This window comes from Mycobacterium sp. PDNC021 (assembly GCF_048282635.1).
In the GTDB taxonomy this organism is placed as follows: domain Bacteria; phylum Actinomycetota; class Actinomycetes; order Mycobacteriales; family Mycobacteriaceae; genus Mycobacterium; species Mycobacterium llatzerense.
Map to the genome: position 1 here is coordinate 3,261,208 of NZ_CP182502.1, position 22,848 is coordinate 3,284,055.

Below are 22,848 nucleotides of genomic sequence, written 5' to 3' on the forward strand. Positions count from 1 at the left end.
CCCGGTCACACCCTCATTGCGGTGTCGAGCCCGGCAAACCGATAGCCGGGACACCGGGCGTGTGCAGGCGGCCGGCGAGCCACGGCAGGGCCGCGGCGAATACCTCTGCGGCACTGGGGAACGTGTGGTCACCGCCGTGCGGGACCACCGAACACTCGATACCGGCGGCGCTGACCACGGCACACAAGTAGCTGGCGACGGCGGTGTGGCTCTCCGGGTTGTCCGGCGGTTGCACGTTCATCGCCGCGCCGGCCTGGGCCGGTTGGTGCACCACGGGCCCGCTCTCCGACACCGCGAACCAGCCGGCGACGCCGGTGTACGGCCCGTGCTTGCGCACCACGGTCGCCGGATCGAAGTGGGCGAATGCCGCCGCATCGCCGCCGAACAAGCGCGCGATGGTCTGCGGTTCGGAACCGGCGTTGGGCCCGACCTGTCCGTCCATGTCGACGAAGGTCTGGAACAGCTCGGGGTGCATCACCGTGGTCATCACCGCGCACGTGCCGCCTGCGGACCAACCGACGATGCCCCAGCGGGACGGATCGGGGCTCGCCGAGAATGTCGAAGTGACAAATGGCACAACATCTTTGATGAGGTGATCGGCGGCCATGCCCCGGGGCCCGTTGACGCACTCGGTGTCGTTGGAGAACTGGCCGCTGGTGTCGACGAACACCAGGATGGGTGCGTTGCCGCTGTGGGCGGCCGCGAAATCGTCGGCGGTGCGCTGGGCGCCGCCGGCCGTCGGCCAGTCGGCCGGCCACCCGAATTCACCGCCGACCATGACCACGACCGGCAGCTGCGGGGCGTCGTGGGCGAACCACGCCGGTGGTAGATAAACCATTTCCGGACGGGTGCGGAAGCCCGACGCGTCCGTCGGAATCTGCACCGAGATCAGGACGCCGCGGTCCGGCACCTGGCCGGCGCTGCGCATTGCCAGCGCGGTGTTCAGATCGATCTCGCCCTTGAGCTCGGCGCCGGTGGCCCGCTGCCACAGGGCCTCGACGGTCGGCAGATAACCGGTCCAGGTGTTCACCGCCAGGCCCGCGCACACCGCGCACAGCGGCACCACTGCTACGGCCAGCGACCGGCGCCACCAGTGCAGGCCCGGCCACCCCGCGATGGCCACCACGAGTGCCACGCCGGTCAGGACGATCCAGACCCACAGCGAGGTCGGGGCCGGGCCGCCCGCGAGGCCTTGGTCGGAGATGAACCAGCTGCAGCCCAGCGCCAGGACGATGCCGGTCCCGACCGCGACCGGGAGCCACAGTCGCAGCCAGCGCGGAGACCGCCGGCCGACGGCGACGATCAGGCCCAGCACCGTCACCACCTGGATCAGCGTGGGCAGCCAGCCGTCGAGCAGGCCGATGTTCATTCGGCGTCCCCGAAGTCCGCCGGCGGCGGGGGCGCGGGCTGCGGGTGATGCGGCGTCGGAGCATCCGATTCGGTCTGTTCGGCGGTCTGGGTCACCTCTTCGGTATCCGAACTCGACTGCCCGGTGTCGGAGTCGTCCGAGTTGGAACTGGCGGTCGTCGTCGGCGTGGCGGTGGTCGGCGTGGCGCCGGCACAGTTGTTGGGCGCCGGGACCCCGTTGAACCGGTCGGTGATCCAGCCGAGGGCGTCGGCTTCGTCGGGCTGGACATAGTCGATCACGTCGCCCATGGCACAGGCCCGCTCGACGGCAGCGGCGGTCTGCTCGGGCGGCACCAGGCCGTCGGCCGGCCCGGGGGTGATCAGCATCGGGGCGGCGGCCGGCGCCTGCGGCAGCGTCGCCTTCCGCAGGTAACCGCGCAGCGCTTCGGTGGCGGCGGGCGTCGTCGGTCCGAGGTCGTGCGGTGTCAGCGAATCCAGGATGCCCGCGCGGTCGGCGACGGCCGGCCCTCGGCAGGCCGACAACGTGTCCCAGTGGTCGCGGGCGGCGCCGCGCCGGTAGTCCTCGATGGGGAACCCCGGATAGGCCTGCGGCATGACCGCCAGGTACTGCTGCAGCATGAGCTGCTGGTCGCGGTTCAGGTCCCCGGCGGCCGACGCGTCGGCCAGCCAGTCGAGTGCCGCGGTCGGGGCCAGGGCGACCGCACCCTGCGGGCGCAGGCCGCCGCCGTAATCGGTGGCGAGCTCGGCGGCCGCCCAGGCCGCCTGACCGCCCTGCCCGGTGCCCACCGCGATCCAGTTCGTCGAGGCGGCGGAGACCAATTTGCGCGTCGCCCGCGCGAGGTCGATCAGGTTGAAACCCTCGGTCGTGGAGTCCAGATACGGGTGATAGGTCTCGTCGAGCCCGATGCCCTGATAGTCGGTGATCGCCACCAGATACCCGGCGCCGACCATGAGTCGCACGGTCGGCAGCAGTCCCAGCAGGCTCGGCGACGACGACGGCGCGCAGTCGGACTTGATGCCGCTGCCCGGGTTGGCCAACGCGATGATGCGCCAGCCGCCCTCGGGCGGTTTGCCCTTCGGCAGGAACACCGAGCCCGTCACCTTGGGGTGGCTGTCGTTGATGCCCGACGTGGACACGTACGTGATGCGCGCGGAGATGGCGGTCAGCCCGGCCAGTTCGGGGTCGACCGTGGTCAGTGGCTGCGCGGCGACGAGCGTGCCGGGGCCGGCACCGCTGTAGTCACCCGGCAACACCTGCCCACTGCGCGGCGTGCTGCGACCGGACTGGTCGTCAGAGCAGCCGGCGACGGTCAGCGCGGCCGCCAGAGCGACAGCGGCGATCCGCAGCGCTGTCCGTGTCGTCATGGCATGCCCCCGTCGGTGTGGTGGTCGAGCAACGCCAGGCATTCGGACACCAGTGATTCACGCAGCGGCACAGCGAGATTGGCGATGTCCTGCTGACGGCGCACATACTCGGCGCGGCCCGTCGGGTCCTCGATGGCGATCGGCTCGATGCCGTAGTCGCTCAGGTCGTACGGGCTGGCCCGCATGTCGAGGACGCGTGCGTCCGCCGCGAGGTCAAGGCAATCCATCAACAGATTCGACTCCAGCAAAGGTCCGAGCTTGTAACTCCATTTGTACAAGTCCATATTTGCGTGCACACAGCCCGGCTGCTCGGTGGCCGACTGGGCGTGTCGGGACAGGGCTTCGCCGTTGCGTGGGACGGCCGCCTCGGTGAAGAACCGGTAGGCGTCGAAATGCGTGCACCGCAGCGGCATCGACTCAACCACGGCGTCGGTGTCCGACGCGCTCAGCCGCAGCGGCACCCGGGCGTGCCGCACCTCGGGAGCGCGGTACACCATGGCCCATTCGTGCAGGCCGAAACAGTTCAACCGGGCCGGGCGGGCCGCCGTCGCTGTCAACAGGTCGGCAACGAAGGCGACGGTGTCCCGGCGGCCGGCGAGGTACGCGTCCGTCACCGCGACAGCGTCACCGGTGCGGCTGTACCCGGCCCGGTCGGTGAACCGCCGCGCGCCGGGCCCGGTCAGCGCACGGCCGAAGCCCGGGTGCCAGCGCCGCAGCTGGCGGGGTTTGAGGCTGTAGTAGGTGAACAGGAAGTCCCACACCGGATGCGGCTCGCCGGCCCGCATCCGCCGCTCATGCGGTGCGAGGAAGGCGTCGACGCGGTCCAGGTAGCGCTGTTCGCGCAACACCCAGTCGTGCTCGTCCAGGACCTCGGGCAGCGCGCACACCGTCTCAGACACGGTGGGTACCGTCGCGCACCACGCCGACCAGGTCCTCCACCAGGTCTTCCAGCGTCACCATCGCGGTGACGTAACCGTCGGTGGTCACCAGGGACAGGTGACTGTTGTTGCGGCGCAACCACGACAGCGCGTCGACCACCGGCAGCGTCGAGGCGACCATGGGCAGCGGGCGCACCATGGACCGGTCCAGCACGGCGTTGTTGTCGTCCATGCAGGGCAGCACGTCCTTGATGTGCAGGTAACCGAGGTAGGCGCTGTGGCCGTCGGTGACCGGGAACCGGGAATAGCCCGTCTCGCGCAACGCCTCGGCCACCGCACCCACGGTGGGACCGGTTCCGGGCGCCGCGATCGGCACCGCGCGGATGTCCTGCAGCGGGATCGCGACGTCCTTGACAGTCCGGGTCCGGATATCCAGCGCGCGCTTGAGCCGGACGTGTTCCTCGGCGTCCAGCAGCCCCTCCGACAGCGACTCGGTCAGCATCTCGGACAGCTCGACCGACGAGACCGTGACGTCCAGCTCGTCCTTCGGCTCCACCCCGAGCAGCCGCAGCGTGCTGTTGGCGCACCAGTTGTAGAAGATGACGAACGGCCGGGCGACGCTCATGTAGACCAGGTACGGCGGGATCAGCAGCATCGCGGCTTTCTCCGGCCCGGCGATGGCGATGTTCTTCGGCACCATCTCGCCGAGGAGCACGTGCACCGTCACCACGATCGCCAAGGCGACGGCGAAAGCCGCGGTGTGCAGCACGGTGTCAGGCACGCCGAAGGCGTCGAAGGGTTCGCGAAGCAGGTGCGCGACGGCCGGTTCACCGATGCGGCCCAGCAGGATCGAGCAGATGGTGATGCCGAGCTGAGCGCCGGCCAGCATCATCGACAGTCGCTCACCGGCCCGCAACACGGTGACAGCGCTGCGCTTGCCCTGTTCGGCGAGGGCCTGCAGGCGGTCGCGGCGGGCCGAGATCAGCGCGAACTCTGCGCTCACGAAGAACGCGTTGGCGCCCAGCAGGGCCATGGTCAGCAGGATGCCGAGAACGTCATTCATCGTCGGCTCCCGACTGGTCCGTGCCGAGTTCGGTGAGTTCGAGCTGGTCGATGCGCCGCCCGTCCATCCGCATGACCGTGGCTTTCCACTGCACCGGGTCCAGCTCCGGGTTGTCCGGGTCGAACTCGGTCAGCACGACGGTGTCGCCGACGTCGGGGATGTGGCCGAGCTCTTTGAGCACCAGCCCGCCGATGGTTTCGTAGTCGCCTTCGGGCGCGCGGAACGGGGTCTCGGTGTCCACCTCGTCGATCCGCATCAGACCCGACACCAGCCAGCCGTCGCGCACCTCGACCACATCGGGGGTGGCGTCGTCGTGTTCGTCGCGGACGTCACCGACGATCTCCTCGATGAGGTCCTCGACGGTGACCATGCCGGCGGTGCCGCCGTACTCGTCGACCACCAGGGCGGTCTGGACGCCGTTGGCCCGGATCTGGGTCATCACCGCGTCACCGTCGAGGGTCGACGGCACCGTCGGGACCGGCCGTGCCAGTTGCGCGAGCCGGGTCCCGGCGCGCAGCTCGACGGGTATCGCGAAGACCTGTTTGACGTGCACGATGCCGACGGTTTCGTCGAGGTCTCCGGCGACGATCGGGAACCGCGAGAACCCGGTGCGGATGGCCGTCTCGATGAGGTCGGCGACGGTGTCGGTGACCTCCAGCGACTCGATCATGGATCGTGGCGTCATCAACTCCTCGGCGGTGCGGCCGCCGAATTGCAGGGAGCGGTCGATCAATTGGGCCGTCTGCGGGTCCAGCGACCCGCTTTCGGCGGAGTTGCGCACCAGCGCCAGCAGTTCCTGCGCGGACCGCGCCGAGCGGAGTTCCTCGGCGGGCTCGACGCCGAGCCGGCGCAGCACCCAGTTGGCGGTGCCGTTGGTCAGCTTGATCACGGGGGAGAACACCAGGGAGAAGAACCACTGCAGCGGTACGGTGGCACGCGCGGTCGGCACCGGCCGCGCCACGGCGAGGTTCTTGGGCACCAGCTCGCCGAACACCATCGACACCGACGTCGCGATCAGCAGGGCCAGCGTCAGGGCCACCGAATCGGTGAACTTCTCCGGCAGCCCGACCGCCTGCAACGGGCCGCGCAGTAGTCGCGCCACCACGGGCTCGGCCAGGTAGCCGGTGATCAGGGTGGTGATCGAGATACCGATCTGCGCGCCGGACAGCTGGAACGACAGGCTGCGGTGCGCGGTACGGATGATCCGGTCGCGCCGTCCGCCGTCGCGGGCGTTGGCCTCCACCGTGCTGCGTTCCAACGCGGTCAACGAGAACTCGGCGGCGACGAAGACCGCTGTGCCGACGGTGAGCAGGATGAACGCGGCCAGGCTCGCGATGGTCAGTGCGGAGGTCACCGGGCACCACCGCTCGGGGCGCCGGGCTGACGGCCCGGCCGGCTACTGGGAGGTTCGGAGTCCATGGAATCAGGGCTCGGCTCGGGGAACGCGTGGTTGGCGTCGCACGCTCCCGCCGCGCTCGGGGCGGTCGACGCCCCAACGGGTGCCTGCGGCACGTGCTCCCTTTCGCTGAATCGACATCGACGGCCGACCGACGCCTATTGCAATCGTCGGCCGTATGGCAATGGTAGCTGGTCGGCCCCGTCGGACCTGCTCACCAACCGGTGGGCAGCGGGTGTCCTTCGGCGAATCCGGCGGCCGATTGCACCCCGAGCACCACTTTTTCGTGCAGCTCGGCGAGGTTTGCCGCGCCGACGTACGTGCAGGTGCTGCGGACGCCGGAGGTGATGTGATCGAGCAGGTCTTCGACCCCGCCGCGGACGGGGTCCAGCTCCATCTTCGAGGAAGAGATGCCTTCCTCGAATAAGGCCTTACGGGCCCGGTCGAACGCGCCGTCACCGGCCGTACGTGCGGCCACCGCACGCTTGGAGGCCATACCGAAGCTCTCCTTGTAGACGCGGCCCTCGCGGTCGGTCAGCAGGTCGCCGGGCGACTCGTACGTGCCGGCGAACCATGAGCCGATCATCACGTTCGACGCGCCCGCGGCCAGGGCCAGTGCCACGTCGCGCGGGTGCCGGACACCGCCGTCGGCCCACACGTGGCCGCCGAGTTCCCTTGCCGCCGAAGAACATTCGACGACGGCGGAGAATTGCGGCCGCCCCACCCCGGTCATCATCCGGGTGGTGCACATGGCGCCGGGGCCGACGCCCACCTTGACTATGGACGCGCCCGCGTTGATCAGGTCCCGGGTGCCGGCGGCGGACACCACGTTGCCGGCGGCCAGCGGCAGGCCGAGGTCGAGCGCGGCCACCGCGCTCAACGCCTCGAGCATCTTGGACTGGTGCCCGTGCGCGGTGTCGACGACCAGGACGTCCACGCCCGCTTCGGCCAGCGCACGGGCCTTGGCGGCGACATCACCGTTGATCCCGACGGCGGCCGCGATCCGGAGCCGGCCCTGCGCGTCGACGGCGGGGGTGTAGATGCCCGCGCGGATGGCCCCGGTGCGGGTCAGCACACCGGCCAGCGAACCGTCGGTGTTGGTCAGCACCGCCACGCCCGTCGGGGAGTGCTCCAGCAGGTCGAACACCTTGCGCGGTTCGGTGCCCGCGGGCGCGGAGACGAAATCGGTGGTGGCCACGTCGCGGACGCGCGCGAACCGGTCGACTCCGGCGCAGGCGGCCTCGGTGACCAGGCCGAGCGGACGTCCGTCCGCCAGGACCACCGCGGCGCCGTGGGCGCGCTTGTGCAGCAGGGCGAGGGCGTCCGAGACCGAGTCGTCGGGCGCGAGCACGACCGGGGTGTCGACCACCAGGTCGCGGCTCTTGACGAAGTCGACGGTGCCCCGGACCACGTCGATGGGCAGGTCCTGCGGCAGCACCACGATGCCGCCGCGACGGGCGATGGTCTCGGCCATCCGGCGGCCGGCGACTGCGGTCATGTTGGCGACGACGATCGGGATGGTGGTGCCCGTGCCGTCGGTGGTGGCCAGGTCGACGTCGAAGCGGGAGGTCAGTTCTGAGCGCCCCGGTACGACGAAGACATCGTTGTAGGTCAGGTCGTACGGAGGCCGGTGGCCGTCGAGAAACTGCACACCTTCAGCCTAGTGGCCTTGCCTGACAATGCCGAGCAGACGCAAAACTGTCCCTTCTCCGGGGAGAAGGGACAGTTTTGTGTCTGCTCGCGAGGGAAAAGCTACGCCTCGACCTCGGTGCGGTCGCCGCTCCACAGGGTGTGGAACTTCTTGCCCTCCGGCGCGTCGGTGCGGCCGTAGGTGTGGGCGCCGAAGAAGTCGCGCAGGCCCTGCGTCAGTGCCGCGGGCAGCCGCTCGGTGCGCAGTGCGTCGTAGTAGGACAGCGACGAGGCGAAGCCCGGGATCGGGATGCCCAGCTCGGTGGCCGTCACCACGACGCGGCGCCAGCTGTCGATGGCCGACTCGACCGCGGTGCGGAAGTACGGCGCGGCCAGCAGGGTGGCCAGCTCCGGCTCGGCGTCGAATGCGTCCTTGATCCGGTTCAGGAACTTGGCGCGGATGATGCAGCCGCCGCGCCAGATGGTGGCCAGATCGCCGGGCTTGACGTCCCAGCCGTACTCGGCACTGCCGGCCTCGATCTGGTTGAAGCCCTGCGCGTACGCGACGATCTTCGACGCGTACAGCGCCTGGCGCACGTCCTCGACGAACTTCGTGGCATCGCTGGGCTTCTCGCCGAGCTGGCCCGAGGCCATGCCCACGGTGGCCCGCCGCTGGGGCACCGAGCCCGACAGGGCGCGGGCGAACACCGCTTCGGCGATGCCGGTGATGGGGATGCCGAGGTCCAGCGCGGACTTGACGGTCCAGCGGCCGGTGCCCTTCTGCTCGGCCTCGTCGACGATGACGTCGACCAGCGGCTTGCCGGTCTTGGCGTCGACCTGGCGCAGCACCTCGGCGGTGATCTCGACCAGGTAGCTGTCCAGGTCGCCCTTGTTCCACTCGGCGAACACGTCGGCGATCTGCCCGGCCGTCATGCCCAGGCCGTCACGCAGCAGCTGGTAGGCCTCGCCGATGAGCTGCATGTCGGAGTACTCGATGCCGTTGTGCACCATCTTGACGAAGTGGCCTGCGCCGTCAGGGCCGATGTGCGTGCAGCACGGCACGCCGTCGACGTGCGCGGAGATCTCCTCGAGCAGTGGGCCCAGGCTCTTGTAGGACTCGGCCGGCCCGCCCGGCATGATCGACGGGCCGTTCAGCGCGCCTTCCTCGCCGCCGGAGATGCCCGCGCCGACGAAGTGCAGGCCGCGCTCGCGGATGGCCTTCTCGCGGCGGATGGTGTCGGTGTACAGCGCGTTGCCGCCGTCGATGATGATGTCGCCGGGCTCCATGGCGTCGGCGAGTTCGTTGATGACGGCGTCGGTCGGGTCGCCGGCCTTGACCATGATCAGCACGCGGCGCGGCTTCTCCAGCGCGTCCAGGAATTCGGCGATGGTCTCGCTGCGGACGAACTTGCCCTCGGCGCCGTGTTCGGCGATCAGCGCGTCGGTCTTGGCGACGGAGCGGTTGTGCAGCGCGACGGTGTAGCCGTGGCTGGCGAAGTTACGGGCGATGTTGGAGCCCATGACAGCCAGGCCGGTGACGCCGATCTGGGCAGTGGCGGTGGTTGCGGACGGTTCCGGGTTTCCCGACGAGCTCACGGCTGGCCCTTTCGTTGTTTGGTTGTGGCGCACGGTCTTTCGGACCGGCGCGAGGCCGGTGCGGCGTCATCCGCCACCGATGCTGATGGTGCCAGTCGCAAAGTCTACGAGAAGAACAACCGGTGCAATTCAGTGAGCCAGGGCACAGCCACTGCGACGGTCGGAACGACCAGGACGGAGGCGGCGGCCAGGTAGGCGGCCGCGGCCAGCCAGGAGCTGTTGGGTTCGCCGGCCAACCGCTGCACGCGCAGGATCGTGGTCGGCCCGCCGGCGGCGAGGGCGCCTTTGGGAGCTCGTCCGGACGCGCAGGCCACCAGGGCGCGGGCCAGTGGGGTCGGGCCGGTGGCCCGGACGGCGGCGTCGTCGGCGAGCAGTTCGATCAGCAGGCGGACCGCATCGAGGGCGCTGGCACTCCGGACGAAGCGGGGGAAGGCGGCGTGGACGGCGATGAACATCTCGAGCACCAGGTCGTGCCGGGCGCGCAGGTGTGCGTGTTCGTGGCTGAGGATGGCGGCGATCTCGCTGTCGTGCAGGTGCTTGAGGGCACCCTCGCTGAGCACCACACGACTGCGGACGCCGGGCAGACAGTAGGCGAGCGGCTGCTGGACGTCGAGAATGCGCAGGCCGTGGCCGATGAGGTGGCGGGCCTGGGGGGCGGGTGCGGTGTCCCGCGAACAGTCGAGCAGGTCGACGATCATGCGGTGGTGTGCGCGCCGGCGTCGCGTCGCGATGGCGACCTGGATGAAGGCGATGGCCAGCCGGCCGCCGACGACGAGAGTCAGCGCAAAGACCGCGACGTGCGTGAGCCACACCGGCCAGCCCATGACGCTGATCTCGCTGGTTGCGGTGGTCGTCGGGCGACCGTCAGGGCCTGGCGCGAAAAGCCTGCTGGCGACGGCGATGCCGGCACTGAAGGCGGACAGCACGGCGGCGATGGCAATCGACTGCCACAACACGATCGCGGCCCGGGGGGCCCGCTGCGGCCACGATGCGCGTGCCAGCAAGGCGGGTACCGGCCCGACCAGCAGTAGCGCAACGAGAGTGAAGGCCAGGGCGGACACGCGCTAAGTGTCTCTCAGTCGGTGCCGGAAATGCCAGTCGCCGGTGGGATTCGGTGCTTGGCTTCCAGCTCATCGAGGGCCCGCCGCAGCGCGTCGGCCTCGTCGACCCCGACGCGTTCGACGAAATGAACCAGTGCCGCGACCCGGCTGCCGGAGTCGGAGGCCTGGTCAAGTGCGTCGACCATGAGTCCGGCGACCAGTTCGTCGCGGCCGTGGGTCGGTGCGTAGCGGTGCGCGCGGTCATCGCGATGTTGGACGACCAGATTCTTCTTCGCCAGACGCTGGAGCACCGTCATGATCGTGGTGTAGGCCAGGTCCCGGCGCGTCGCGAGGGCTTCATGCACCTGGCGGACGGTTTGCGGCTCGCGGGAGGACCAGAGGTGATCCATCACCTCGCGCTCCAACTCGCCCAGCCGCGTCATTTTCGCCATGTCCTATTCACTCTTTCGGCAGTGTTTCCAGGGTACTACGCATTTACTACCGTGCGTCGTATCCATTTCGCATGTCCTCCCCAACGTCCCGGTTGAACGTTGTGGTTCCCGGTCAGGGCTGGTTTTTCGTTGCTTGTGAGTCCCGTCACAGCGGTTTACATCTCGTGGGTGGTCACTATAGTAAGGCTAACCTAACCTAAGGATGTGTTCATGCCCTCCGCTGTGACTGACCCCTTGATCGCCACGATGGACATCCGCCGGATGCTTCCGTTGCACGAGTCGAGTCGCCGGCTGCGCGAGTTGTGCCCGAGTGATCCCAGGGTCTACGGCGTTGCGGTGATGGACGACATCTCCCGTCGCCGGTGGTGGCCGCTCGCCGAGGCCGTGACGGGTGACCGGCTCCAGACGATGTTCGACACCGCGGTGCTGGATACCGGCAGTGAATCGGTCGCCGCCCAGCAGGTGGCCGCCATGCTCGCGCACGTCGTCATCGGCCGCGTGGTGCCACTGCTGGTGCTGGAGGGTCGGGCCTGGGACCCCGGGCTGGAGAACCTGTGGGTTCATATCGACTCGGAGGGTGGCATCGACTGGGTCGGCGTCGCGGACCCGACGTTGCGGGTGCTGCCCGGTGATCCGGTATTCGGCGGGCGGGCAGTGTGGGCGACCCGGCCGATCGGGGACGGGATCGTCGGCTTCCCGGGCGAGGAGGCGCTGGCGACCTGGTTGGCGCATCGGTGCCACCGTGCGCTGCAACCGCTGTTCGCGAAGCTCTTCGAGGTCAGTGGTGGTGTCATGACGGTGCCGGCGATGTGGCACAGCGTGGGCTCTGCCGTGGTGGGTTCGGCGACCCGGGTTCCGCTGTTGGCCGGCGTCAGCGACGTCGACGGCATGCGTCGGGCCCAGGCGGTGCTGGACACCCTTGTCGGGTTCGGTGCCCCGGTGCGCGGACTCGATCGGATGAACCTGGCAAGGGCTTGCTAATTAGGCAAGCCTTGCCTACTATTCAGGAGTCGAGAAACTAACGGACCGCGCCGGAATCCTGAGGGCTGCAGTGATTCCCGGTCCGCTCGAAGAGCAGGCCCCGCACCATCGGTGCGGGGCCTGCTCGCCTTCGTGGCGGGTGCGGTGACCGCCGTCGGCTGCGCTCGTGTAGACAGCTATTCGTGACGACATCTGTGCCCGCGGACCTCGGCAAGGGCTTCGACGCCGAAATCGGACTGACCTATCTGGAGGTCACCGCGGACGGCTCACGCGCGCAACTGAAGATCACCGACAAGCTGCTACAGCCCTGGGGAATCGTGCACGGCGGCATCCACTGCGCTGTCATCGAAAGTGTCGCCAGTGTCTCCGGCCACGTCTGGCTCGCCGAGCATGGTGGCGGCACGGTCGTCGGCGTCAATAACAACACCGACTTCCTGCGCGCGCTCAAGACCGGAACGGTCACCGCCACCTCGACGCCGATCCACCGGGGCCGCCGCCAGCAGCTGTGGCTGGTCACGATCACCGATGAGGATGATCGGATGGTCGCGCGGGGCCAGGTGCGGCTCCAGAATCTCGAGGGCTGAGCCTTCGGGTGCGCCTGAGGGGCTGAAAGCTCCGGCCCGACATGCCGTTCCCGGCCTGCCGTGGCAATATCGCCCCTTATGCGTTTGACGCCGCATGAGCAAGAACGCCTGCTGATTTCGTACGCCGCCGAACTGGCCCGTCGACGGCAGGCCAGAGGGTTGCGCCTGAATCACCCCGAGGCGGTGGCGGTGATCACTGATCACCTGCTGGAAGGTGCCCGGGATGGGCGGACGGTCGCGGAGCTGATGGTCAGCGGCCGGGACGTACTGAGCCGCGACGACGTCATGGACGGGGTTCCCGAGATGCTGCCCGACGTCCAGGTCGAGGCAACCTTCCCGGACGGCACCAAACTGGTCACCGTCCACCACCCGATTGCCTGAGGACGGCGACGATGACGGACCGGACGAGTACCGAGGGCGCGACCCTGATTCCCGGTGAAATCATTTATGGCGACGGCGATATCGCCTTCAACGCGGGTGCCGAGCGGCTGATCCTCGACGTGGTCAACGTCGGTGACCGGCCCGTGCAGGTCGGCAGCCACGTGCATTTCCCGCAGGCCAACTCGGCGTTGGACTTCGACCGCGCGGCGGCGCACGGACACCGGCTCGACGTGCCGGCGGGTACCGCCGTCAGGTTCGAACCTGGCGTCGCCCAGCGGGTTTCACTGGTTCCGCTGGGCGGGACGCGCGAAGTGTATGGGCTGTCGCTCGATGCGCCCGGAAAGCTGGATGCCTCGTGAGTTCATTATCTCGCGCCCGCTATGCGGCGCTGTTCGGGCCGACGACGGGCGATCGGATCCGCCTGGCGGACACCGATCTGCTGATCGAGATCACCGAGGACCGCAGCGGCGGCCCGGGACTGTCCGGTGACGAGGCGGTCTTCGGCGGAGGCAAGGTGCTGCGCGAGTCCATGGGGCAGGCTCGGGCGACCCGCGCCGACGGTGCCCCGGACACCGTGATCACCGGCGCGATCATCATCGACTACTGGGGAATCATCAAGGCCGACATCGGGATTCGCGACGGCCGCATCGTCGCGATCGGCAAGGCCGGTAACCCCGACATCATGTCCGGGGTGCACCCCGACCTGGTGGTGGGCCCGTCCACCGAGATCATCGCCGGCAACGGGCGAATCCTCACCGCGGGCGGCATCGACTGTCACGTCCATTTCATCTGTCCGCAGATCCTCGAAGAGGCGATCGGCGGCGGCATCACCACGATGATCGGTGGCGGCACCGGGCCCGCCGAGGGCAGTAAGGCCACCACCGTCACGCCCGGCGCCTGGCACCTGGGACGCATGCTGCAGGCCCTCGACGGCTGGCCGATGAACATCCTGCTGCTCGGCAAGGGCAACACCATCAATCCCGACTCGATGTGGGAGCAATTGCGCGGCGGCGCAGCCGGTTTCAAACTGCACGAGGACTGGGGCACCACTCCGGCCGCCATCGACGCGTGTCTGCGGGTGGCCGAAGAGGCCGATGTGCAGGTGGCCCTGCATTCGGACACCCTCAACGAGATGGGGTTCGTCGAGGACACCCTGGCGGCCATCGCCGGCCGGGCCATCCACGCGTACCACACCGAGGGTGCCGGCGGCGGCCATGCGCCCGACATCATCACCGTCGCCAGCCATCCGAACGTGATGCCCAGTTCGACCAACCCGACGCGGCCCCACACCGTCAACACCCTCGACGAACACCTCGACATGCTGATGGTGTGTCATCACCTCAACGCTGCCGTGCCCGAGGATTTGGCGTTCGCGGAGAGCCGGATTCGGCCGTCGACCATCGCCGCCGAGGACCTGCTACACGACATCGGCGCGATCTCGATGATCGGCAGCGACAGCCAGGCCATGGGACGCATCGGTGAAGTTGTGCTGCGGACCTGGCAGACCGCACACGTGATGAAGAAGCGCCGCGGGCCGCTGCCCGGCGACGGTCCGGCGGACAACAACCGGGTTCGCCGATACGTGGCCAAGTACACCATCTGCCCGGCCGTGACTCACGGTATCGACCACGAACTCGGTTCGGTGGAGGTCGGCAAGCTCGCCGATCTGGTGCTGTGGGAGCCCGCGTTCTTCGGTGTCCGCCCGCATCTGGTCCTCAAAGGCGGCGCGATCGCCTGGGCGGCGATGGGGGATGCGAACGCTTCGATCCCGACGCCGCAACCCGTCCTGCCGCGCCCGATGTTCGGAGCGCATCCCTCGGTGGCGGCCGGGCTGTCGGTGCATTTCGTCTCACCGACCGCCATCGAGGACGACCTTGCGGCACGACTGGGCTTGCGGCGCAGGCTCGTTCCGGTCAAGAACGTCCGGGGCCGGGGTAAGGCGGACCTGCCGCTCAACGATGCCATGCCGGATATCCGCGTCGACCCGGACACTTTCACCGTCCGGATCGACGGAGAGGTCTGGCAGGAGCAACCGGCCACGGAGCTGCCGATGGCACAGAGATACTTTCTGTTCTGATGGATACCGGCCTGGCCACCCTGCTGGCATTGGCGGATTCGCGGTTGCCGACCGGTGGGCACGTGCATTCCGGCGGCGTCGAAGAGGCGGTCACCAGTGGTTTGGTGGCCGACGTAGTGACGCTGCGGGCGTACCTGCGCCGGCGTATCCGCACGCACGGACTGGTCACCGCCTCCATCGCGGCGGCGGTGCACGGTGGCCTCGACCCGGTGGCCGCCGACCACGAAACCGACGCGCGCACACCGGCTCCCGCGGCCCGGCTGGCATCCCGGGCGCAGGGACGTGGACTGCTGCGGTTGGCGCGCCGCGTCTGGCCCGAGGCTGGGGCGAGCGAAGCGACGGGGGAGGGCTCTGGGGCGAGCGGAGCGACCGGGGAGTGTTCGGTTTGGCAACTCCTAGGTTCGCGGCCGCACCTCGCGGTGGCGTCTGGTGTGGTCGGCCGCGTCAGCGGTCTCGCCCCCGAACAGACCTGTGCCACAGTCGTTTACACCACCATGACCGGCTCTGCGACGGCCGCCCAGCGCCTGCTGGCGCTGGACCCTGCCGACGTCGCCGCACTGACCTTCGAACTGTCGGGGCTGTGCGACAGCACCGCCGCCGAAGCGGCGAAAGGCCTTGCCGACCTGTCCGATCCACTTCTCGACGTCCTGGCGCAACGGCACGCCGGTCGCGACCGTCCCCTGTTCGCCTCCTGACCCGAAAGGTCCTCCATGCCACCACATTTCCTCGACGGCCAGCCGCACCATCACCACGACCGGCCCAAACGCCAACGGCAGCCCGGTGAGCCGCTGCGCATCGGCGTCGGCGGCCCCGTCGGCTCCGGCAAGACGGCATTGGTCGCCGCGCTGTGCCGACAGTTGCGTGACGAACTGTCCCTGGCGGTGCTGACCAACGACATCTACACCACCGAGGACGCCGACTTCCTGCGCCGGCACGCCGTGCTGCCCGACGAGCGGATCGCCGCGGTGCAGACCGGCGGTTGCCCGCACACCGCGATCCGTGACGACATCACCGCGAACCTCGACGCCATCGATGATCTCATCGAGACCAACGACCAACTTGACCTCATCCTGGTCGAGTCCGGGGGAGACAACCTGACCGCGACGTTCTCCTCGGGCCTGGTCGATGTGCAGATCTTCGTCGTCGACGTCGCCGGTGGCGACAAAGTGCCGCGCAAGGGCGGCCCCGGCGTCACGTTCTCGGATCTGCTGGTGGTCAACAAGACCGACCTCGCGCCGATGGTGGGTGCCGACCTGGACGTCATGCGGCGCGACGCCGCGCAGGTCCGTGGTGAGCGCCCCACGGTGCTGATCTCGTTGACCGACGATCCGACGGCTTCGGCGGTGCAGGCCTGGGTCCGCGACCAATTGGCCGGCGCGGGAGTCACGAACGCCTGAGCCATGCACACCCAGGTTCTGATCGTCGCGGTCCCCGGCCGCGGCCCGCGCATCGAGTGCGTCGGCGGCATGGCCGCGCGCCGCACCGCCCCCGACACCGTCCACCTGGTGTCCACCGCCGCAACGCCGTTGGGCGGTGACACCATCGATGTGCGCGTGATCGTGGAGGCCGGTGCCCGGCTACAGGTGCGCAGCGTCGCCGCGATGATGGTGCTGCCCGGTGCGACGACGACGCAGTCACGCTCGAGCTGGGATCTCGAGGTCGCCGGGGAACTCGATCTCGATCCGGAGCCGACGGTCATCGCGGGCGGCAGCAGCCATCAGGCGACGACGCGGTTGCAGATCGCCGACGAGGGCCGGGTGCGGCTGCGCGAGCGGGTGCAGGTCGGACGGTCCGGCGAGCAGCACGGCTTCTGGGAGGGCTCACTGTATGTCGACCGTGATGCGCTGCCCGTGGTGCGACACCGCGTCGAACTCGGTGCCGGTGCGGTCAGCGACGACGAGATCGCCGCGCCACGCGCCTATGTCAGCGAATTTCTTTACCCCGAAAGCGATTTCGGCGTGATTCGTAGCGCCGAGCGATACGAATCACGCCGAGATCAGGTGGTCATGGCCCTGGCCGACGGTGGTTGTCTGTCGGCCTGGCAGGGCCCGCGCCTTTAGCCCGGATCAGGACGCCGACGCGACGGTCTCCGGGTCGACCGTGGCCTGGACGATCTCCTCGAGTTCCCCGATCCTGGTGCGGGCGTAGGCCTGCTGTTCGGTGATGGTCAGCTGACCGCGCTGGCGGCTCATGAACGTCACCGTCCAGGACAGCAGCGTGGCGATCTTGGTCTTGAAGCCCACCAGGTAGATCAGGTGCAGCCCGAGCCAGGCCAGCCACGCGATGAAGCCGCCGAATTCGAGCTTGGACTTCCCGCCGAGCGGGATCTGGGCGACGGCGTTCCATTTCGAGACAGTGGCCATCGAGCCCTTGTCGAAGTACGAGAACGGTTCGCGCGGCTTGGGTTTGGTGCCGTGCGCGCGGGCCTTGGCCTCGTTCTTGAGGATCGCGGCGACATGGTTGCCGCCCTGGATCGCGCCCTGTGCCATACCCGGTACGCCGTCGACGAAGGCCATGTCGCCGACGACGAAAACGTTGGGGTGGCCGGGGATCGACAGATCCGGGTTCACCTTGACGCGGCCGGCGCGGTCGATCTCGGTGTCGGACTGGTTGACCAGATCGCGGCCGAGCGGGCTGGCCTGCACACCGGCGGACCACACCTTGCAGGCCGACTCGATGCGCCGGATGGTGCCGTCCTTGTCCTTGACGGTCAGGCCGTTGCGGTCGACGTCGGTGACCATGGCGTTGAGCTGAATCTCCACGCCCATGTTCTCGAGCCGGTTCTTGGCCTTCAGACCCAGCTTCTCGCCCATGGGCGGCAGTACCGCCGGGGCGGCGTCGAGCAGGATGACCTTGGCCTCGGTCGGGTCGATGTGCCGGAAGCTGCCCTTGAGCGTCTGGTCGGACAGTTCCTGAATCTGGCCGGCCATCTCCACGCCGGTCGGGCCGGCGCCGACGACCACGAAGGTCAGCAGCTTCTTGCGTCGTTCCGGATCGCTGGACCGCTCGGCCTGCTCGAACGCACCCAGGATTCGGCCGCGCAGCTCCAGCGCGTCGTCGATGGTCTTCATGCCCGGCGCCCACTCGGCGAAGTGGTCATTGCCGAAGTAGGACTGCCCGGCGCCCGCGGCGATGATCAGGCTGTCGTACGGCGTGCTGTACGTGTGCCCCAGCAGGATCGAGTCGACGGTCTGGTTCACCAGATCGATGTGCGTCACATCGCCGAGCAACACCTGCGCGTTCTTCTGCTTGCGCAGGATCAGCCGCGTGGGCGGGGCGATCTCACCTTCGGAGATGATGCCCGTGGCCACCTGGTACAGCAGCGGCTGGAACAGGTGGTGGGTGGTACGGGCGATCAGTTTGACGTCGACATCAGCGTGCTTGAGGGCTTTGGCGCTGGTCAGCCCGCCGAAGCCGGAACCGATGATGACGACCTTGTGGCGATCCGTTGCCGTAGCTCCGGGGTGGACCATGTTGAGGGGCTCCTCGACCTACTACACGACTGTTTACACCCACAGGCTAGTCGCAGCTGAATCGATCAATGCAGTGAGATGCCCCACCGGCGGCGGGTCAGGCGTCGATAGCCGAATTCAGGGCTGCTCCGAGTGCGGTGATGACGCCCGGCACATATCCGGTCACGCTGGTCGGAATGTTGACGATGACACCGCCGATCCCGGCGTCGAAGACCTTGGTCTTCAGCTGTTCGGCGACACTCTCGGCGCTGCCCGCCACCATGCGCTGACCCATCTCGGCGGGGATCAGGTCCGACGTCGCCTTGTCATCGACGAACGCGGTGACCAACATGCTGGTTTCGAGCGTGGCCGGGTCGCGGTCGATCTTCTCGCAGGCTTCCCGGACCACCGCCACCTTGCGCGACAACTCGTCGAAGCCGGCGATGACGTTGAGGTGGTCGAAGTGCTGCGCGGCAAGGGGAATGGTCTTCTTCTCGCCGCTGCCGCCGATCAGCAGCGGGATGTGGTCGCGGAACCGGGGATTGGCCATGGCCTCGACGGTGCGGTAGTACTTGCCGCTGAAGGTCGGCCGCTCACCCTTGAGCATCGGCAGCACGATTTGCAGCGACTCATCGAGCCGGTTGAAGCGGTCGGTGAAGGTGCCGAACTCGTAGCCGAGCTGGTCGTGCTCGAGTTCGAACCAGCCGGTACCCATGCCGAGGATCGCGCGGCCCTGACTCATCACGTCGAGCGTCGTGATCTCCTTGGCCAGCAGCGTCGGGTTGCGATACGTGTTGCCGGTGACCATGGTGCCCAGCTGCACCGTCTGCGTGGCGGTGGCCAGGCCACCGAGAGCGGTGTAGGCCTCCAGCATCGGCTGGTCGGGGGAGCCCAGCATGGGCAGCTGATAGAAGTGGTCCATCACGAAGACGGAGTCGAAGCCTGCGGCCTCGGCTTCCTGGGCCTGGGCGATGACGGTCGGGAACAGCTCACCGACACCGGTGCCGTAGGAGAAATTGGGGATCTGGAGACCGAGTCGAATCGTCACGATTCGACCCTAGCCACCAACCAGGCTGTTGCGTCCCGGTTTTCGCCGGGCGCGAAGCCCGGACGAAACGGGAATAAAACCGGTTGGGTCAGGCGAAGGTGGCCAGGGCCCCGGCGCTCACGTGCAGCGTCTCGCCGGTGATGTGCCGGGCGGCCGGCGTGGTGAGGAACAGCGCGAGCTTGGTCAGCTCGGAGCCGACGGTCGCGTCGCCGGCATCGATGCCGTCATAGCCCGATTCGGAGCCGCGGCCGGCGGCGACGACGTTGATCGTGATGCCGCGGATGCCGAAGTGCTCGGCCTGGCCGGCGGTCCAGCTCGACACGGCGGCCTTGATGGCGGCGTCGGCGGTGCCCTCCTTGGGGCATTCCGGCACGACGGTGACGATGGCACCGCCCGAACGCATCTGGTCGCCGAGGATCTGGACGGTCAACACCGCCGACAGCAGCGAGGAATCGAGGGTGTTGCGCCACACGGTGGCGCGTTCGGCCAGCGTGTAGGTGCGCGGGTCGCCCGCGGACCAGACCGGGGCCGGGACGTTCACGATGGTGTCGAGGTGCTGCGGCAGCTTGTCGCGCATCTGCTCGAGGGCGGCGCCGTCGGTGTTGTCCAGGACGATCGAATCGACTTCGAGTTCCTTGGCGGCCACTTCGAGCTCGTCACGGCGGGCGCCGGCGATGACGACGTTGTGTCCGGCGTCGCGGAATCCTTGGGCGATGACGCGGCCGAGGTCGGTATCGCCTCCGGTGACCAGAACGTCCATGACAGGGCCTCCTCGTGTGCAACGCTGAACGCGGTTGACGCCATGTTACTGGACAGTAGCTAGCTGGCGAAACTCGCCACGCGGGGGAAACGGCCCTAGGGTTTTGCGAATGTGGCTCATGCGCAAGTTGATGCGTGTTCTGGCGGTATTGACCCTGCTCGGCGCAGTGAGCACCGTCGCCGCGTGTGATTCGGGCTCCAAGAAGTCGGGTCCCGTGGTCAACGTGTACGCAGCGGCGTCTCTGAAGGGCGCGTTCACCGCCATCGCCGACCAGTACAAGAAGGACAACCCCGGGGCAGACGTCCAGTTCAACTTCGCGGGCTCGTCCTCGCTGGTCGAGCAGCTGACGCAGGGCGCGAAGGCCGACGTGTTCGCCTCGGCCGACGCCAACAACATGACCAAGGCAGCCAAGGCCGGGCTGCTCACCGCCACGCCGGTGAACTTCGCCTCCAACACGCTCGTCATCGTGACGGCGCCCGGTAACCCGAAGCAGCTCAACAACTTCGGTGATCTGGCCCGGCCCGGACTGAACGTCGTCGTGTGTGCCGCCCAGGTGCCGTGCGGCTCGGCCACGCGCAAGGTTGAAAAGATCGCCGGCGTGGAGCTGAAGCCCGTCAGCGAGGAAACCTCGGTCACCGACGTGCTGAACAAGGTCACCAGCGGCCAGGCCGACGCCGGCGTTGTCTATCAGACCGACGCGCAGGCGGCCGGTGCCAAGGTCGCCAAGGTCGACTTCCCGCAGGCGGCGTCGGCGGTGAACATCTACCCGATCGCGGTGTTGAAGTCCTCGGCGGACACGGCGGCCGCGCAGCGGTTCGTCGAACTGGTCACGGGTGACGTGGGGCGTCAGACCCTGGCGAAGTTCGGATTCGCGAAACCTTGAACCCCGGACTGCCGCGCTGGATCTATGTCCCGGCGGCACTGGGAGCGCTGTTCGTCGTACTGCCGCTGATCGCGGTCGCGGCGAAGGTCGACTGGTCGCGGTTCCTCGACCTGATCAGCAGCGAGTCGTCGGTGACCGCGTTGGTTCTCAGCCTCAAGACCGCGGCCGCCAGCACTGTGCTCTGTGTGGTGCTGGGTGTGCCGATGGCCCTGGTCCTGGCCCGCAGCGGCTCCCGGGTGGTGCGCTGGACCCGTCCGCTGATCCTGTTGCCGCTGGTCCTGCCGCCGGTCGTCGGCGGTATCGCGCTGCTGTATGCCTTCGGGCGGCTGGGCTTGATCGGCAGGTACCTGGATGCGGCGGGTGTGCACATCGCGTTCTCGACGACGGCCGTCGTACTGGCGCAGACGTTCGTCTCGCTGCCGTTCCTGGTGATCGCCCTGGAAGGCGCGGCCCGCACGGCCGGGTCGCAGTACGAGGCGGTCGCAGCCACGTTGGGTGCCCGCCCGACCACGGTGTGGCGCCGGGTCACGTTGCCGATGCTGGCGCCCGGCCTGGTGTCGGGCTCGGTGTTGGCGTTCGCGCGCTCGCTGGGGGAGTTCGGCGCGACGCTGACGTTCGCCGGTTCCCGCGAGGGGGTGACGCGGACGCTGCCGCTGGAGATCTATCTGCAGCGCGAGGCTGACGCAGATGCGGCGGTGGCGTTGTCGCTGGTGCTGGTCGTTGTCGCGGCCGTCGTGGTGCTCGGGATGGGTGGCGCCCGGTTCGGTCGCGGGCCGTTCGAGGCGGAGAGCCGGCAGTGACGGGCGGGCTCTCGGTACACGCGGTGGTCGACGCCCGCGGCGTCGACGTGGAGTTCGACGTCGCGGCCGGTGAGGTGGTGGCCGTCATCGGGCCCAACGGCGCGGGCAAGTCCAGTGTGCTGCACGTGATCGCCGGCCTGCTGCGGCCGGACGCGGGCACCGTGCGGGTGGGAGAACACCGGCTCACCGACGGCGCGACGGGCCTGCACATCGCGGTGCACAACCGGCGGGTTGGACTGCTGCTGCAGGACCCGGCGCTGTTCCCGCACCTGACGGTCGCGGGCAACGTGGCGTTCGGACCGCGCGCCCGGCACCACCCTCGTCGGGGCCTGCGCACCGAAGCGCGGCGGACGGCGGAGCGCTGGCTGAGCGAGGTCGGCGCCGCCGATCTGGCTGATCGCCGGCCGGGGCAGCTGTCGGGTGGTCAGGCGCAGCGGGTTGCGCTGGCTCGCGCGCTGGCGGCCGAACCCGACGTTTTGCTGCTGGATGAGCCACTGTCCGGACTCGACGTCGCGGCCGCCTCGGCGATGCGCCGGCTGCTGCGCGGCGTGCTGAGTGCGGGCGGTCGGAGTTCGGTGTTGGTCAGCCACGATCTGCTCGACGTTGTCACCCTGGCCGACCGGGTGGTGGTCATCGAGAGTGGGCGCATCGTCGAATCGGGCACCGTCGCGGACGTGCTGACCGCGCCGCGGACGGTGTTCGGGGCGCGCTTCGCGGGCGTGAATCTGGTCAGCGGGCGCGCCGGCACCGACGGCTGTTCGGTGCTGGCCGCGGGACAGACCTGGCGCGGTACCTGCGGGCCGGACGTCACACCCGGTGATCCGGCCATCGCCGTATTCGCTCCGGCCGCGGTGTCGGTAGGCCGGGGGATGCCCGTGGGGGACGTCAACGTCGTCGCGGTCGGCGTCGCGGAACTGGATCACCGGGGACCCGTCATCCGGGTGCGGGCCGAGGCGACCGACGACGGCGGTGGGGGCCTCGCGGCCGACATCAGTGCCGAAACGGCAGCCGGTCTACGGCTGATCCCGGGGGAGCAGGTGTACTTCAGCGTCCACCCGCGCGACGTGGCGATTCGGCCGGTGTGACGGCACGCCC

General features: G+C 68.8%; 23 protein-coding genes. 11 read left to right on the forward strand and 12 right to left on the reverse strand.

The window, feature by feature from the left end; all coding sequences use genetic code 11:
- Positions 1–13: 13 nt before the first annotated feature.
- The 9 genes from ACNO8X_RS15395 to ACNO8X_RS15435 form a co-directional block, all read right to left on the reverse strand.
- Positions 14–1,369 (reverse strand): alpha/beta hydrolase-fold protein, encoded by a 1,356-nt coding sequence (locus ACNO8X_RS15395; RefSeq protein ID WP_418001698.1) that lies wholly within the window; start codon positions 1,367–1,369, stop codon positions 14–16.
- Positions 1,366–2,733, reverse strand: a complete 1,368-nt coding sequence (locus ACNO8X_RS15400) for a lipase (RefSeq protein ID WP_418001699.1) — start codon at positions 2,731–2,733, stop codon at positions 1,366–1,368. Before ACNO8X_RS15400 ends, ACNO8X_RS15395 begins: the two co-directional genes overlap by 4 nt.
- Complete coding sequence (locus ACNO8X_RS15405) at positions 2,730–3,632, reverse strand: 3-methyladenine DNA glycosylase (RefSeq protein ID WP_418001700.1); 903 nt, start codon at positions 3,630–3,632, stop codon at positions 2,730–2,732. The genes ACNO8X_RS15400 and ACNO8X_RS15405 overlap by 4 nt, the downstream gene beginning before the upstream one ends.
- Positions 3,625–4,674, reverse strand: a complete 1,050-nt coding sequence (locus ACNO8X_RS15410) for a hemolysin family protein (protein ID WP_418001701.1) — start codon at positions 4,672–4,674, stop codon at positions 3,625–3,627. Before ACNO8X_RS15410 ends, ACNO8X_RS15405 begins: the two co-directional genes overlap by 8 nt.
- Positions 4,667–6,028 carry a hemolysin family protein gene (locus ACNO8X_RS15415; protein ID WP_418001702.1) on the reverse strand — a complete coding sequence of 454 codons (1,362 nt, stop codon included), beginning with the start codon at positions 6,026–6,028 and terminating at the stop codon, positions 4,667–4,669. Before ACNO8X_RS15415 ends, ACNO8X_RS15410 begins: the two co-directional genes overlap by 8 nt.
- 256 nt (positions 6,029–6,284) lie before the next feature.
- Positions 6,285–7,721, reverse strand: a complete 1,437-nt coding sequence (locus ACNO8X_RS15420; protein ID WP_418001703.1) for a GuaB1 family IMP dehydrogenase-related protein — start codon at positions 7,719–7,721, stop codon at positions 6,285–6,287.
- Between the two features lie 101 nt (positions 7,722–7,822).
- Positions 7,823–9,295, reverse strand: a complete 1,473-nt coding sequence (gene gndA, locus ACNO8X_RS15425) for an NADP-dependent phosphogluconate dehydrogenase (RefSeq protein WP_043399898.1) — start codon at positions 9,293–9,295, stop codon at positions 7,823–7,825.
- Between the two features lie 104 nt (positions 9,296–9,399).
- On the reverse strand, positions 9,400–10,356 hold the full coding sequence (locus ACNO8X_RS15430) for a M56 family metallopeptidase (protein WP_418001704.1): 957 nt from the start codon (positions 10,354–10,356) through the stop codon (positions 9,400–9,402).
- A 14-nt stretch (positions 10,357–10,370) separates the two neighbouring features.
- Positions 10,371–10,787 carry a BlaI/MecI/CopY family transcriptional regulator gene (locus ACNO8X_RS15435; RefSeq protein WP_043399903.1) on the reverse strand — a complete coding sequence of 139 codons (417 nt, stop codon included), beginning with the start codon at positions 10,785–10,787 and terminating at the stop codon, positions 10,371–10,373.
- 210 nt (positions 10,788–10,997) lie between these two features.
- Here ACNO8X_RS15435 and ACNO8X_RS15440 point away from each other — a divergent pair, with 210 nt between their 5' ends.
- The 8 genes from ACNO8X_RS15440 to ACNO8X_RS15475 all read left to right on the forward strand — a co-directional run bounded on the left by ACNO8X_RS15440 (position 10,998) and on the right by ACNO8X_RS15475 (position 16,870).
- Positions 10,998–11,768, forward strand: coding sequence for an iron reductase (locus tag ACNO8X_RS15440; protein ID WP_418001705.1), 771 nt, complete (start codon positions 10,998–11,000; stop codon positions 11,766–11,768).
- Positions 11,769–11,950: 182 nt separating this feature from the next.
- Positions 11,951–12,352 (forward strand): PaaI family thioesterase, encoded by a 402-nt coding sequence (locus tag ACNO8X_RS15445; RefSeq protein WP_133760580.1) that lies wholly within the window; start codon positions 11,951–11,953, stop codon positions 12,350–12,352.
- A 78-nt stretch (positions 12,353–12,430) separates the two neighbouring features.
- Positions 12,431–12,733, forward strand: coding sequence for an urease subunit gamma (locus ACNO8X_RS15450; RefSeq protein ID WP_043399908.1), 303 nt, complete (start codon positions 12,431–12,433; stop codon positions 12,731–12,733).
- Between the two features lie 44 nt (positions 12,734–12,777).
- The gene (locus ACNO8X_RS15455; RefSeq protein ID WP_418005919.1) at positions 12,778–13,092 is read left to right on the forward strand and encodes an urease subunit beta; all 315 of its coding nucleotides are present in this window, start codon (positions 12,778–12,780) and stop codon (positions 13,090–13,092) included.
- Positions 13,089–14,810, forward strand: coding sequence for an urease subunit alpha (locus tag ACNO8X_RS15460; protein ID WP_260938504.1), 1,722 nt, complete (start codon positions 13,089–13,091; stop codon positions 14,808–14,810). The genes ACNO8X_RS15455 and ACNO8X_RS15460 overlap by 4 nt, the downstream gene beginning before the upstream one ends.
- A complete protein-coding gene (locus ACNO8X_RS15465) occupies positions 14,810–15,505 on the forward strand; it encodes an urease accessory protein UreF (protein WP_418001706.1) in 696 nt (231 codons plus the stop codon). Before ACNO8X_RS15460 ends, ACNO8X_RS15465 begins: the two co-directional genes overlap by 1 nt.
- A 15-nt stretch (positions 15,506–15,520) precedes the next feature.
- A complete protein-coding gene (gene ureG, locus ACNO8X_RS15470; protein WP_418001707.1) occupies positions 15,521–16,207 on the forward strand; it encodes an urease accessory protein UreG in 687 nt (228 codons plus the stop codon).
- 3 nt (positions 16,208–16,210) lie between these two features.
- On the forward strand, positions 16,211–16,870 hold the full coding sequence (locus tag ACNO8X_RS15475) for an urease accessory protein UreD (RefSeq protein ID WP_418001708.1): 660 nt from the start codon (positions 16,211–16,213) through the stop codon (positions 16,868–16,870).
- A gap of 6 nt (positions 16,871–16,876) precedes the next feature.
- Here ACNO8X_RS15475 and ACNO8X_RS15480 read toward each other — a convergent pair whose 3' ends face one another.
- From ACNO8X_RS15480 to ACNO8X_RS15490, 3 genes are all read right to left on the reverse strand, one after another.
- Positions 16,877–18,283, reverse strand: coding sequence for an NAD(P)/FAD-dependent oxidoreductase (locus ACNO8X_RS15480; RefSeq protein WP_418001709.1), 1,407 nt, complete (start codon positions 18,281–18,283; stop codon positions 16,877–16,879).
- Positions 18,284–18,380: 97 nt separating this feature from the next.
- A complete protein-coding gene (locus ACNO8X_RS15485) occupies positions 18,381–19,310 on the reverse strand; it encodes an LLM class F420-dependent oxidoreductase (protein ID WP_418001710.1) in 930 nt (309 codons plus the stop codon).
- An 88-nt stretch (positions 19,311–19,398) separates the two neighbouring features.
- Positions 19,399–20,070, reverse strand: a complete 672-nt coding sequence (locus ACNO8X_RS15490; RefSeq protein ID WP_043400960.1) for an SDR family oxidoreductase — start codon at positions 20,068–20,070, stop codon at positions 19,399–19,401.
- Between the two features lie 109 nt (positions 20,071–20,179).
- Here ACNO8X_RS15490 and modA point away from each other — a divergent pair, with 109 nt between their 5' ends.
- Genes modA through ACNO8X_RS15505 form a run of 3 tightly spaced genes read left to right on the forward strand, consistent with a single transcriptional unit; the run spans position 20,180 to position 22,838 of the window.
- Positions 20,180–20,953 carry a molybdate ABC transporter substrate-binding protein gene (gene modA / locus ACNO8X_RS15495; RefSeq protein ID WP_418001711.1) on the forward strand — a complete coding sequence of 258 codons (774 nt, stop codon included), beginning with the start codon at positions 20,180–20,182 and terminating at the stop codon, positions 20,951–20,953.
- The gene (locus ACNO8X_RS15500; protein ID WP_043985675.1) at positions 20,950–21,753 is read left to right on the forward strand and encodes an ABC transporter permease; all 804 of its coding nucleotides are present in this window, start codon (positions 20,950–20,952) and stop codon (positions 21,751–21,753) included. Before modA ends, ACNO8X_RS15500 begins: the two co-directional genes overlap by 4 nt.
- Positions 21,750–22,838: a sulfate/molybdate ABC transporter ATP-binding protein gene (locus ACNO8X_RS15505; RefSeq protein WP_418001712.1), complete on the forward strand. Its 1,089-nt coding sequence runs from the start codon at positions 21,750–21,752 to the stop codon at positions 22,836–22,838. The genes ACNO8X_RS15500 and ACNO8X_RS15505 overlap by 4 nt, the downstream gene beginning before the upstream one ends.
- The last annotated feature ends 10 nt before the right edge of the window (positions 22,839–22,848 follow it).

Bases quoted from the DNA above. Each gene is read 5' to 3' on its own strand.
- ACNO8X_RS15400 (WP_418001699.1), bottom strand. From the start codon at position 2,733: ATGACGACACGGACAGCGCTGCGGATCGCCGCTGTCGCTCTGGCGGCC.
- ACNO8X_RS15440 (WP_418001705.1), top strand. From the start codon at position 10,998: ATGCCCTCCGCTGTGACTGACCCCTTGATCGCCACGATGGACATCCGC.
- ACNO8X_RS15490 (WP_043400960.1), bottom strand. From the start codon at position 20,070: ATGGACGTTCTGGTCACCGGAGGCGATACCGACCTCGGCCGCGTCATC.
- ACNO8X_RS15465 (WP_418001706.1), top strand. From the start codon at position 14,810: ATGGATACCGGCCTGGCCACCCTGCTGGCATTGGCGGATTCGCGGTTG.
- ACNO8X_RS15475 (WP_418001708.1), top strand. From the start codon at position 16,211: ATGCACACCCAGGTTCTGATCGTCGCGGTCCCCGGCCGCGGCCCGCGC.
- ACNO8X_RS15410 (WP_418001701.1), bottom strand. From the start codon at position 4,674: ATGAATGACGTTCTCGGCATCCTGCTGACCATGGCCCTGCTGGGCGCC.
- ACNO8X_RS15435 (WP_043399903.1), bottom strand. From the start codon at position 10,787: ATGGCGAAAATGACGCGGCTGGGCGAGTTGGAGCGCGAGGTGATGGAT.
- ACNO8X_RS15480 (WP_418001709.1), bottom strand. From the start codon at position 18,283: ATGGTCCACCCCGGAGCTACGGCAACGGATCGCCACAAGGTCGTCATC.
- ACNO8X_RS15395 (WP_418001698.1), bottom strand. From the start codon at position 1,369: ATGAACATCGGCCTGCTCGACGGCTGGCTGCCCACGCTGATCCAGGTG.
- ACNO8X_RS15450 (WP_043399908.1), top strand. From the start codon at position 12,431: ATGCGTTTGACGCCGCATGAGCAAGAACGCCTGCTGATTTCGTACGCC.
- ureG (WP_418001707.1), top strand. From the start codon at position 15,521: ATGCCACCACATTTCCTCGACGGCCAGCCGCACCATCACCACGACCGG.
- modA (WP_418001711.1), top strand. From the start codon at position 20,180: ATGTGGCTCATGCGCAAGTTGATGCGTGTTCTGGCGGTATTGACCCTG.